This is a genomic window from Fulvivirga sp. (genome assembly GCF_040218215.1).
In the GTDB taxonomy this organism is placed as follows: domain Bacteria; phylum Bacteroidota; class Bacteroidia; order Cytophagales; family Cyclobacteriaceae; genus Fulvivirga.
On sequence record NZ_JAVJQL010000028.1, the window covers coordinates 547334 to 558683 of the forward strand.

The following is an 11350-nucleotide window of genomic DNA, read 5'->3' on the forward strand; positions in this document are numbered from 1 at the left end:
TTCTTATAAAAACTAACCTAAAACCAATATGATGAAAAGATGCTTAAGTGTTTTAACCGTTTTTCTGTTCGTTCTGACAGGATTCGTTAACGCACAAGAAAAAGAAATTAAAGGGAGCTTAAATACTCCGCTTCCAACAGATCCGAATGTAGTTGTAGGGAAGCTTGATAACGGCATGACCTACTACATCCGTAAAAATGAAAAGCCTGAGGACAAAGTGGAGCTCAGACTGGTTGTTAATGTAGGCTCTACCGTTGAAGATGAAAATCAGCTGGGTCTGGCTCACTTTCTGGAGCATATGGCCTTTAACGGTACTAAAAACTTCGAGAAAAATGAGCTGGTAGATTACTTACAATCAGTAGGTGTAAAATTTGGCGCAGATCTTAATGCCTACACTTCATTTGATGAAACAGTATACATTCTTCCTATTCCTTCTGATAATGAAGAGACCCTTAACAAAGGGCTATTGGTTTTAGAAGACTGGGCACACAACATCACCTTATCTGATGAAGAAATAGATAAGGAAAGGGGTGTGGTTATGGAAGAGTGGAGATTAGGGCAAGGCGCTAATCAAAGAATGCGTGATGAGTGGTTTCCAGTTATGTTCAAAGACTCAAGATATGCCAATAGATTGCCTATTGGTAAGAAAGAAGTATTGGAATCATTCGATTATGAGACCATTAGAAAATTCTACAAAGACTGGTACCGCCCTGATCTGATGTCAATTGTTGCAGTTGGAGATATCGATCCAGCTGAAATGGAGAAAAAGATTAAAGCTCAATTCGGCAAGATCAAAAACCCAAAAAACCCACGTGAAAGAAAATTCTATGATGTACCTGATCAGGACAATACTGCAGTGAGTGTGGTAACTGATCCTGAGGCTTCATTTACACAAATTCAACTGATCTATAAGCAAGACAACGAAGAAACTAAAACCTTGGATCAGTTTAGAAGGGACATTGTTTACGACCTTTACTCAGGCATGATTACCCAAAGACTTGATGAGTTGAAACAGTCGCCAGAACCTCCATTCTTTTTTGCAAGTACAAGCTATGGCAGTATGGTTCGTACCAAAAGTAATTACTCTTCATTTGCAGTAGTAGGTGAAAATGGAGTAGAAAATGGCCTAAATGCCTTGGTAACTGAAAATGAAAGAGTAAAGAAATTCGGTTTTACAGAAGGAGAACTGGAAAGGTATAAAGCCGATATGTTAAACCGTATGGAGAAGGCATATAAAGAGGCTGACAAGACTGAATCGCAAAACTATGCCTCTGAGTATATCAGAAACTTTCTATCAGATGAGCCAATTCCTGGTATCGCCTTTGAATATGATTTCTATAAAAAGGTATTGCCAACAATCACCGTTGAAGAGGTAAATGCGCTGGCTAAAAAATGGATCAGCAACTCAAATAGAGTGGTAGTTATTACCGGTCCGGAAAAAGAGGGAGTAGTTATGCCAACTGAAGAAGAGGTCAAGAAAATTCTTTTCAAAGCGCAATTAGCCAAGATTACCCCTTATGATGATGGCACTGTAGGTGCAGAACTATTGGAAGAAAAACCAGCTGCAGGAAAAATTGTTTCACGCAAAGAGTTGGAAATAGTTGGAGCTACAGAGCTTACTCTATCTAATGGTGTTAAAGTGGTTTTAAAACCTACTGATTTTAAAAATGATGAGATTTTAATGAGATCATTTAGCCCGGGCGGACAGTCGATTTACCCTGATGCTGATGATAAAAATGCTGGCTTCTCTTCTCAAATCATTAACGAGAGTGGTGTGGGTGAATTTACGGTAACTGACTTGCAAAAAATGATGTCAGGAAAAACTGTAAGGGTAAACCCCTTTATTGGAGACCTTACAGAAGGGGTGAGTGGCAATGCCGCACCTAAAGATCTGGAGGCAATGCTACAGATGGTTTATTTGTACTTCACCAACCCAAGAAAAGATGAAAAGTCATTTGAGTCATTCAAATCAAAAAATAAAATGCTTTTGGGTAATTTGATGTCTAACCCTCAGTTTTATTTCTCTGATCAGGTAAGCAGAATCCTTACTCAGGATCACCCAAGAGGTGGTGGATTCCCAACTCCTGAAGATCTTGATGCCATTAATTTCGAAAGATCATTTGAGATTTATCAGGACAGATTTGCCGATGCCAGCGATTTCACATTCTTATTTGTAGGCAATTTTAACATCGCTGAGATCACGCCATTGTTAGAAACTTACCTTGGCGGTCTGCCTTCTACATCGAGAGAAGAAACCTGGAAAGACCTAGGTATCAGGCCTCCATCGGGCAAGGTTGAGAAAGTGGTGAATAAAGGAACAGATCAGAAAAGCTCTGTTAACATTGTATTTACTGACAAAACAGAATACACAAAAGAGGACAGCTATAATCTAAGAACCCTAGGTGAGCTACTTACAATCAAGCTTATCGAGATACTTAGAGAAGAAAAAGGTGGAGTATATGGCGTAGGTGCTTCAGGCAGCATTAGCAAATATCCTTATGAAAATTATACTTTCAGAATTGGATTCCCATGCGGCCCTGAGAACGTTGATGACTTAGTACAGGCAACTTTTGATGAGATTGAAAAAATCAAAAAAGAAGGTGTTTCTGAAGAGGATATAAATAAGCTAAAAGAGACCCAACGAAAAGAAAGAAAAGACAACCTTAAGGAAAATCAATATTGGCTGAACTCACTGTATGGCTACTATTATAATAACTATGACTTATCGGGTTATTATGAGTATGAAAAACAGATTGAAGATTTAACATCAAAAGATCTTCAGGAAGCAGCCAAAAAGTTTTTGCCTGCTGACCAGTACATCAAGATTGTATTGATGCCAGAAGAATCCGGCAAATAATAATTTTAAAATTACATGAACCCCACTCTCTTTAAAGATTGTGGGGTTTATAATTTCATGATAATGAAGAAAATTCTACCCTTAGTTTTACTCTTCTTTTCTTCACTCGTTCCTACATCGGCCCAGATTAATGTAATTAAAGGACAGATATTAGATGAAGACAACAACCCTGTGAGCTACGCCAATATTGGAATTGCTAACACTCAAATTGGCACTGCTTCAAATGAGCAAGGCTACTTTGAATTAATTATATCTCAAGCGCCAGACAGTAGCGAGCTGCAAGTATCTGCCATTTCTCATAAGACTTATAAGGTAAGACTCTCCCAAATAAGTGATCATAATAACCTAATTATCAAATTAGAATATCACTATGTGCAAATGAAGGAGGTTGAAGTAAATGCCAGAGATGAAAATGCTAAGAATATTGTAAGAAAAGCCTTAAACGCCAGGAGCGTAAATTATACAAATAAGAAATACCAATTGAAGGGTTTCTACCGGGAATTAATTAGAAATGATAAGGAGTATGTAACGTTAACGGAAGCGGCATTTACGGCAGATGACAAAGGCTATCACAAGCGGGATGAGAAAAGTTTCCGACTGGATGCACTTCGCAAAAGTGATGATTTGAGAGAAATGGATAGCCTTGACATACATTATGACACACTTGTGAGACATAATGACCTAATGTCTATGTTCAATCGCGACTATATAGATGCAAAAGGTAGTCAATGGAGTTTTTTCATCTTCCCTTACTTTAACGAAAGTATGGTAGAGAATTTTGATTTTCTCTTAGATAGTATGGCCTATTATGATAATCATTTGGTTTACTGTATATCCTTCTTTTACAATCATAAGACAGTGGAGTTGAATTCAGTAAAGAAAGTTATGGAATACAGTCAAATGTTTATTAGAACTGATGATTATGCACTAATTGAAATGACGCGCAGTAGTGCTCCAAAAGAAGTAACGAAAACCGATAAAGACGTTAAAGGAAATGTCAGTTACACCGTGGATGGACGAAATTATGGAAAACTCTCAATAAAATATAAACAATACCACGGCAAATGGTACCCCCATCTTATTACTTCACATTCTTCAATGACTGGAGGCGACCGCCAAAAGGCCAGCAGAATAGCCTATGAGCAAATGCGTGCCTCAGGGTCAACTGAACTCGATTTTACCAATACTGAATACAATGGTCGCAAATTAGACCCCGATAAGAACAATTATTACAAATACAGGCAGCTATTGATTACCCAGGTATTTGATCATAGAGATAAATATCAAAAAATCAGACGCTCAGAATTAATGCAGGAAAACAAAAATGTAAGGAATTACCATATGCCTTACAACCCAAGATTCTGGAAGGATTTTAATAAAACATTAATGAACTCTTATCTCAAGGCGGCACAAAGACAACTTCAAAAAAACATACCTCTAGAAGAGCAGTTTAAGAAAAACGGCCAATAAAAAAGCCCATCAGCCAAATGGCAGATGGGCTTTTACAAATAGTATATCAGCTATTATCCTAAAGCTTCTGCTCCACCAACAATCTCCAAAATCTCTTTTGTAATTGCTGCTTGACGTGTTCTGTTATAGGTTAATTTAAGCTCTTTCAACAACTCCCCAGCATTATCAGTTGCCTGATCCATGGCTGTCATCCTTGCTCCGTGCTCTGCAGCATTAGAATCCAAAATAGCCTTGAACACCTGAATCTTTAGAGATTTTGGTATCAATTCAGTCACTATTTCTTCTCTGTTAGGCTGGAATATATAATCTGTTGAAAATTCACTGCTTGATTCTGGCGGTAATACAGGTAAAAACTGTTCCACATTCATAATTTGTGTTGCCACATTTTTGAACTCATTATAAACAATTTCTACTTTATCATACTGTCCTTTGGCAAAAGCTTTCATAGCAAATTCAGCAGCAGCCGCACTAGCTTCAAAAGACACAGGCATAAACATATTCCAGAAATCAGGGATTACACTATAATTTCTCTTTGTGAAATAGTCTAAAGCCTTTTTACCCAAAGGCATGATATCTACATTACCACTTTCAGATTGTTTCTTATAATTATCCTGAATGTGCTTATTGGTAGCCTTAAACACATTACTGTTAAAAGCTCCGCAAAGGCCTTTATCAGAAGTAACAACCATTATTAATACCTTCTCCACATCTCTAACTTCAGTGTACTCACTAGAGCTTTCACCATCATTCTGTGCAGATAGGTTTTGAAGTAAGCCAGCCAATTTAGCAGCATAAGGTCTCATCTGGGTGATGTTATCCTGTGCTCTTCTCAACTTAGCAGCAGCAACCATCTTCATAGCTTTGGTTATCTGCTGTGTTGATGTTACTGATTGTATTCTACTTTTTACTTCTTTTAAACTTGCCATTTAGCGCTATTTAAATAGTGATTTTACACTAAAATCTTAATAATGATTCGAATGTTCTTTTGCTACAGCTGCCAAAACATCTGTAACGCTATCTTCAAGCTTTCCTGCCTTTAATGAATCCAATGCATCTCTGTGCTTAGATCTTAAAGTATCAAGGAAATTTCTTTCAAACTCCTTTACTTTCTCAACTGGCACATTATCCATCATACCTTTAGTAGACACAAAGATAATGGCTACTTGCTCCTCCACCGGCACTGGAGAAAACTGCGCTTGCTTCAATATTTCAAGGTTTCTTCTACCTCTTTCAATAGTCAATTTAGTAGCCGCATCAAGGTCAGAACCAAACTTAGCAAAAGCTTCCAATTCACGGAATTGAGCTTGGTCAAGCTTCAATGTACCAGCAACCTTTTTCATTGATTTAATTTGCGCATTACCTCCAACTCGGGATACAGAAATACCAACGTTAATTGCAGGTCTGATACCAGAGTTGAAAAGGTTAGTCTCCAAGAATATCTGTCCGTCAGTAATAGAAATTACGTTTGTCGGGATATAAGCAGAAACGTCACCCGCCTGAGTTTCAATAATTGGAAGAGCTGTTAATGATCCACCACCTTTAACTTTACCTTTCAAAGATTCAGGTAAGTCATTCATTTGCTCAGCAATTTCTTGACTGGTAGTTATTTTAGCTGCTCTTTCTAATAATCTTGAGTGAAGATAGAATACGTCACCAGGGTATGCCTCACGTCCCGGAGGTCTTCTTAATAGAAGTGATACCTCACGGTAAGCTACCGCTTGTTTTGATAAATCATCATAGATTACCAAAGCAGGTCTTCCTGTATCCCTGAAGAACTCACCAACAGCTGCACCAGTAAATGGAGCAAAGAACTGCATAGGAGCAGGATCAGAAGCTGAAGCAGCAACCACAACTGTATAAGCCATAGCGCCAGCTTTCTCTAAAGAAGCAACCACGTTAGCTACAGTAGATGCCTTTTGCGCAACAGCTACATAGATACAGAATACAGGCTCGCCTCTATCATAAAATTCTTTTTGGTTGATAATAGTATCGATAGCCACTGCTGTTTTACCAGTTTGTCTATCACCAATGATCAACTCTCTTTGTCCTCTTCCAATTGGAATCATTGAGTCAATTGCCTTGATACCAGTTTGAAGTGGCTCGTTTACAGGCTGACGATAAATAACTCCAGGAGCCTTTCTTTCCAATGGCATTTCGAAAGTTTCGCCTTCGATTGGCCCCTTTCCGTCAATTGGGTTACCCAAGGTATCAACCACACGGCCAACCATACCCTCACCTACATTAACCGAAGCAATTCTTCCGGTTCTCTTTACAGTGTCACCTTCTTTAATTCCTTTTGACTCACCCAAAAGTACGGCACCCACATTGTCTTCTTCAAGGTTAAGTACAAGGGCTTTCAAACCGTTCTCAAACTCCAAAAGCTCACCTGACTGTGCTTTTGATAGTCCATAGATCCTTGCTACTCCATCACCAACCTCAAGTACGGTTCCAATTTCTTCTAGTTCGGCTTCAGTTTTAGCACCTGAGAGTTGTTCTCTTAGTATTGCTGAAACTTCATCTGGTCTTACGTCTGCCATTTTTATATTGTCTTAAATTAAAATTCTTTTATATATGGATTGTGAGTAAACTCAAGCTCTAGGGCCTTAAGCTTACTTTTTATTGAATCATCGATTTGCCTGTCTCCAACAGTAAGTATATAACCACCGATAAGGTCTTTATCTACTTTCTCTTCCAGCTCTACCTTATTAAAAGATGATATCTTAGAAACAATTGCTTCAATTTTAGCTTTGATGTCCTTATCAAGAGGAACAGCCGAAACTACTCGGGCAACCTCAATACCTTTATGAATGTTGTACTGTAGGTGAAACTCTTTAGATATTGCATCTAATATAGACTCTCTGTTCTTTCTTGTTATTATATCGAATATAGCCAGAGTGAGCTTATGTACCTTGCCTTTGAATATGGCATTAAGTATGGCAAGCTTTTTATCATGCTTGATAATTGGATTTTTAAGCATTAAATAAAAATCACGACTATCAGTACATACCTTATGAAAACTCACCATGTCAGCATGTACTTCTTCAAGTACACCTTGCTCAGCAGCTAGTTCTAATAATGACTTGGCATATCTCGATGCTACTCTTAATTCTGACATTGCTTAGTTGAGTTTTAAATCTTTAACAAACTCGTTTATCAAATCTTTTTGGGCTTTATCTGACTCCAAAGATTTTCTAAGAAGCTTCTCAGTGATTTGAAGGGATAAAGTGGCCACCTGAGTTTTAACTTCAGCCATAGCTGCTTGCTTTTCAGTATTAATAGCCATTTTAGCATCAGCAATCATCTTTTCAGCTTGCTTGTTAGCTTCGGCTTTTGCTTCTTCCTGAAGGCCTGCTGCTATTTCCCTGGCATCCTTAAGGATAACATCTCGTTCCCTTCTGGCTTCTTCCAATAGCTTCTGGTTGTCAGACTGAAGCTTAGCCATTTCTTCTTTAGCTTTCTCAGCTGCTTCTAAAGCATCCTTTATAGAGTCTTCTCGTACTCTAATTGAGTTTAAAATAGGCTTCCAGGCTACTTTTACTAAAATGAAAAGTAGTATTAAGAAGATCACCGTTTGCATGATGAACAAGCCCGGTGAGAAGTCGTTTATTAATTGCTCCATTTGTTTAGTTTTTTGTTTAATAAGAGATGTTATTCAAGGCCTATCGCCATGAATAACATCTCACAGGATTATTTACCTAAGATCAATGCAGCGAAGGCTAGTCCTTCTAATAATGCCGCAATAATGATCATCGCAGTTTGAATCTTACCTGTTGCTTCTGGCTGTCTGGAAATACCTTCCATTGCCTTACCACCGATTTGGCCTAATCCAAGACCAGCTCCGATAACGATTAAACCCGCTCCAATTAAATTGTACATAAAATTTGATTTATATTAATTAAACAAAAGTTCCAAAATTAATGATGATCATCAGCCACTGCCATTCCAATGAATAGCGCTGACAACATCGTGAAAATATAGGCCTGAAGGAATGCAACTAGTAATTCAATCATGCTAATAAAAAACGCTAATACAAATGACATACCTGTTGAAGCCACTACTCCAAACTGCGCCTTCAAAGTTATAGTTAATGCTATCAAACTCATAACAACAAAGTGACCCGCTGTCATGTTAGCAAAAAGACGTATTAATAATGAGAATGGCTTGGTTAACATTCCTAACACTTCTACAGGCATTAATATTATTTTCATAATAATCGGTACACCTGGCATCCAAAATATGTGCACCCAGTAACTTTTGTTACCACTAAACTGAACAATGAAAAAGGTGAACAATGCCAAACAAACTGTTATTGCAATATTACCTGTTACGTTAAAACCAAGAGGAGTCATTCCCATAAGGTTTAACAACCAGATGTAAAAGAATACCGTTAAAAGAAACCCTGAAAAATCCTTATATCTCTTCTCTCCAATATTTGGTTTTGCTATTTCGTCTCGAACATAAATTACTAATGGTTCTAGTACTCTGCCTACACCTGTTGGTAAAGGACCCTTTTTATAACTATTAGCAAGTGATCTAAATCCCAAAATCAATAGCAGACCCGCCAATAACATCCCTACAACATTTTTTGATATGGAGATATCCAGCGGCTTAACATTGGTTGCATGCCCGGCTTCATCTAAGTTAATATCACCAGCTTCATTAGTTCTGTAGATTTTACCATGGTATATGGCATAGTGCTTTCCTTGAGATTCAGCCACAGATTCTCCATGATGAAATTTAGAAGACATGAACATGTGCAGCCCTTCATCTATAAAGATCACTGGTAGCGGAAACCCAAAATGCTTTCTAGGCTCACTGCCATAAGAAAACAAGGTGAAATCATGTGAGTCTTTCAAGTGATGCTGAATGTACTCGTTAATCTCCTCGGGGGTATCTACTTGAGCCGTTTCATCATGTTTTTCAACACCTTCCGAAGCATAAGAAAACTTGGGTGTTAACAGTGCGAAAATACTTACGAGTGCGATCGAAAAAGAAGTTCTTAACATATCCTATCCAAATTCAGCCGCAAAATTAAAAATAAAATCTAAAACCTCATTACTAAATAAGATTTTATTAGGCTGTTTTAAGACTAAGAATGCTCAGTTAATTTAATAACCTTCACGCAATATAGCACTTCAAATAAAATGTAGATCAACATGGGTGCTATTATTGACAACCTATCTTCATATGGCAGCGCCTCTTTCTCAAATAACTTAGAATAAAACAGCACTCCAAATAGTATGAGTTTAATCACAAATGACCACATGTAGGCCATGCCGGTATATACAGGTGCAAGTTTATTTACCAGCTCAATAGCCTTAGTAACCATTATATAAGCCAATAAAAAAAAGAGATAGGTGTCTAGTAAATTGTAGCTCAACTCAATTGATGCACTCTTTAATATATATTGATGACCAAGATAAAGTGGTATTGAAATCAAACTGACGATAAGGGATAAAAAAATAAACCTTTTAATCATTACTATCTTTAAGTACTTGCCTAATTACAGAAAAAATAGAAAGAAAAACTGCTAATAGTGTGATTACCTTACTATATAGTGAAGCCTCGTTTTGAAAGCGATCATCCAAATACTCTCCAAGCAAGCTCCCTAAATAAATGGTGATTCCCATTTGGAGGGCAAGCCCGGAGTATTTAATTATCGAATTATACCGCTTTGACTCCTTGGGGTCTGAGGGTGGTGTTGCTTTGGCCATTGTCTCCTATTTTAATTTCCTTTTGTGAGACACCCATTTTACAACCTCCATTAAATGTAGCTCCTGATTCGACAATGATCTTGTTTGTAATAATATCACCATGAATAACGGCTGTAGGCTTAAGTATTAAAATATCCGTAACCTCAATTTTACCTTTTACCTCGCCTGCTACCTCAGCATTTTGTGCCAGTATGTTACCTTCAACATGAGATGACTGACCTAAAGCTACCTTTGACTTAGTTTTTATATTGCCAATTACCTTACCTTCTATTCTTATATTTCCGAAAGTTTCAATATTACCTTCCAGTATGGTGCCCTTTCCTATGATATTGCTTGAATTGCTTATCTCTTCGGCTACTTTATGATCTTCTTTTGAGGCAAACATTATATTTAAATTTAAAAGGTTACAAATTCTTCCGGATTCACTGAGTTTCCATTAGACCACAACTCAAAATGTAGGTGCGGGCCATCAGTAAGTTCTCCTGTATTCCCAATAATGGAAATAATCTCACCGGCATTCACAAAATTACCAACTTTTTTCAATAATTCAGCATTATGCTTATATACGGAAATCAGGTTGCCACGATGTTGAATAGCTATTACATAGCCAGAATCCTGTGTCCATGATGCCATTATAACGGTGCCATCAGCCACACATTTTACAGGCTCGTTTTTCTTTGCAACAATATCAACACCAAAGTGTCCCTCCTTTACTCTATATGGCGCAGATACAAATCCTGAGATTGGAGAGAAGAAAAATATCTCCTGAAGCTCATTATAGGAAGCTGAGTTAAAGTTAAGTAGCGATAGGTCTGTCTGTTCAAATTCCTGCCTGAACTGCGAATCTATTGGGGACAGTTTATTGACATCTACAGCAGCCGTTATGGTTTGGTCATTGGTAGGTGCCGAATTTTCATAATTATCATATACATCAGAAGTATCTCCTCTGAGCACACGCTGAAAATTCATTATAAAATTATCTTTTTCCTCAACTTCCTGAGAGAGGGAATCCATTTTAACAGCAAGCTCATATAGCTTTTTGTTCGCTTCCATTTGAGCATGGCGCGGATCAAACCACTGAGCTAATAGTGTCTTTACCAAAAATAAACTTAGTGCCATTAATAGTATAAATACCGTAACGGTCAGTAATATTACCTTAGCGTATGTAAAGCTGAATGTAGTCTTTTCTGCGAAGTTTTCTTCATTCCTGATAATTAGCAGATACCTGTTGACTAACCAGCTCGAAAGTGTCTTTCTAGCTTTCAAATTGAATGTTTATTTAAATTTGAAGGACGGCAAAAATAGATAT

General features: G+C 37.6%; 12 protein-coding genes. 2 read left to right on the plus strand and 10 right to left on the minus strand.

Going from position 1 to position 11350, the window contains the following annotated elements:
* The first annotated feature begins 31 nt into the window (after window positions 1-31).
* A complete protein-coding gene (locus RIB54_RS20720; RefSeq protein ID WP_350102778.1) occupies window positions 32-2857 on the plus strand; it encodes a M16 family metallopeptidase in 2826 nt (941 codons plus the stop codon).
* A gap of 63 nt (window positions 2858-2920) precedes the next feature.
* Window positions 2921-4327, plus strand: coding sequence for a carboxypeptidase-like regulatory domain-containing protein (locus RIB54_RS20725; protein ID WP_350102780.1), 1407 nt, complete (start codon window positions 2921-2923; stop codon window positions 4325-4327).
* A 53-nt stretch (window positions 4328-4380) separates the two neighbouring features.
* Here the strand turns inward: RIB54_RS20725 and atpG are convergent, their stop codons facing one another.
* The 10 genes from atpG to RIB54_RS20775 form a co-directional block, all read right to left on the minus strand.
* Window positions 4381-5253, minus strand: a complete 873-nt coding sequence (gene atpG, locus RIB54_RS20730) for an ATP synthase F1 subunit gamma (RefSeq protein WP_350066033.1) — start codon at window positions 5251-5253, stop codon at window positions 4381-4383.
* A 36-nt stretch (window positions 5254-5289) separates the two neighbouring features.
* The gene (gene atpA, locus RIB54_RS20735) at window positions 5290-6864 is read right to left on the minus strand and encodes a F0F1 ATP synthase subunit alpha (protein ID WP_350066031.1); all 1575 of its coding nucleotides are present in this window, start codon (window positions 6862-6864) and stop codon (window positions 5290-5292) included.
* A 17-nt stretch (window positions 6865-6881) separates the two neighbouring features.
* Complete coding sequence (gene atpH, locus RIB54_RS20740; protein ID WP_350102781.1) at window positions 6882-7442, minus strand: ATP synthase F1 subunit delta; 561 nt, start codon at window positions 7440-7442, stop codon at window positions 6882-6884.
* Window positions 7443-7445: 3 nt separating this feature from the next.
* Window positions 7446-7946: a F0F1 ATP synthase subunit B gene (locus RIB54_RS20745; RefSeq protein WP_350066027.1), complete on the minus strand. Its 501-nt coding sequence runs from the start codon at window positions 7944-7946 to the stop codon at window positions 7446-7448.
* Window positions 7947-8014: 68 nt separating this feature from the next.
* A complete protein-coding gene (atpE, locus tag RIB54_RS20750) occupies window positions 8015-8203 on the minus strand; it encodes an ATP synthase F0 subunit C (protein WP_155187116.1) in 189 nt (62 codons plus the stop codon).
* A gap of 38 nt (window positions 8204-8241) precedes the next feature.
* Window positions 8242-9333 carry a F0F1 ATP synthase subunit A gene (atpB, locus tag RIB54_RS20755; protein ID WP_350102782.1) on the minus strand — a complete coding sequence of 364 codons (1092 nt, stop codon included), beginning with the start codon at window positions 9331-9333 and terminating at the stop codon, window positions 8242-8244.
* A gap of 83 nt (window positions 9334-9416) precedes the next feature.
* Complete coding sequence (locus RIB54_RS20760; protein WP_350102784.1) at window positions 9417-9806, minus strand: DUF6168 family protein; 390 nt, start codon at window positions 9804-9806, stop codon at window positions 9417-9419.
* The gene (locus RIB54_RS20765) at window positions 9799-10041 is read right to left on the minus strand and encodes an AtpZ/AtpI family protein (RefSeq protein ID WP_350102785.1); all 243 of its coding nucleotides are present in this window, start codon (window positions 10039-10041) and stop codon (window positions 9799-9801) included. Before RIB54_RS20765 ends, RIB54_RS20760 begins: the two co-directional genes overlap by 8 nt.
* A complete protein-coding gene (locus tag RIB54_RS20770; protein ID WP_155179777.1) occupies window positions 9992-10426 on the minus strand; it encodes a bactofilin family protein in 435 nt (144 codons plus the stop codon). The genes RIB54_RS20765 and RIB54_RS20770 overlap by 50 nt, the downstream gene beginning before the upstream one ends.
* Window positions 10427-10437: 11 nt before the next feature.
* Entirely contained in the window at window positions 10438-11307 is an 870-nt protein-coding gene (locus tag RIB54_RS20775; RefSeq protein ID WP_350102787.1) for a M23 family metallopeptidase, read from the minus strand.
* Window positions 11308-11350: the final 43 nt, after the last annotated feature.

Excerpts from the sequence above, each read along its gene's own strand:
- RIB54_RS20720 (WP_350102778.1), top strand. The coding sequence starts at position 32 with ATGAAAAGATGCTTAAGTGTTTTAACCGTTTTTCTGTTCGTTCTGACA.
- atpE (WP_155187116.1), bottom strand. The coding sequence starts at position 8,203 with ATGTACAATTTAATTGGAGCGGGTTTAATCGTTATCGGAGCTGGTCTT.
- RIB54_RS20770 (WP_155179777.1), bottom strand. The coding sequence starts at position 10,426 with ATGTTTGCCTCAAAAGAAGATCATAAAGTAGCCGAAGAGATAAGCAAT.
- RIB54_RS20725 (WP_350102780.1), top strand. The coding sequence starts at position 2,921 with ATGAAGAAAATTCTACCCTTAGTTTTACTCTTCTTTTCTTCACTCGTT.
- atpA (WP_350066031.1), bottom strand. The coding sequence starts at position 6,864 with ATGGCAGACGTAAGACCAGATGAAGTTTCAGCAATACTAAGAGAACAA.
- atpB (WP_350102782.1), bottom strand. The coding sequence starts at position 9,333 with ATGTTAAGAACTTCTTTTTCGATCGCACTCGTAAGTATTTTCGCACTG.
- RIB54_RS20745 (WP_350066027.1), bottom strand. The coding sequence starts at position 7,946 with ATGGAGCAATTAATAAACGACTTCTCACCGGGCTTGTTCATCATGCAA.
- RIB54_RS20765 (WP_350102785.1), bottom strand. The coding sequence starts at position 10,041 with ATGGCCAAAGCAACACCACCCTCAGACCCCAAGGAGTCAAAGCGGTAT.
- atpG (WP_350066033.1), bottom strand. The coding sequence starts at position 5,253 with ATGGCAAGTTTAAAAGAAGTAAAAAGTAGAATACAATCAGTAACATCA.
- atpH (WP_350102781.1), bottom strand. The coding sequence starts at position 7,442 with ATGTCAGAATTAAGAGTAGCATCGAGATATGCCAAGTCATTATTAGAA.
- RIB54_RS20760 (WP_350102784.1), bottom strand. The coding sequence starts at position 9,806 with ATGATTAAAAGGTTTATTTTTTTATCCCTTATCGTCAGTTTGATTTCA.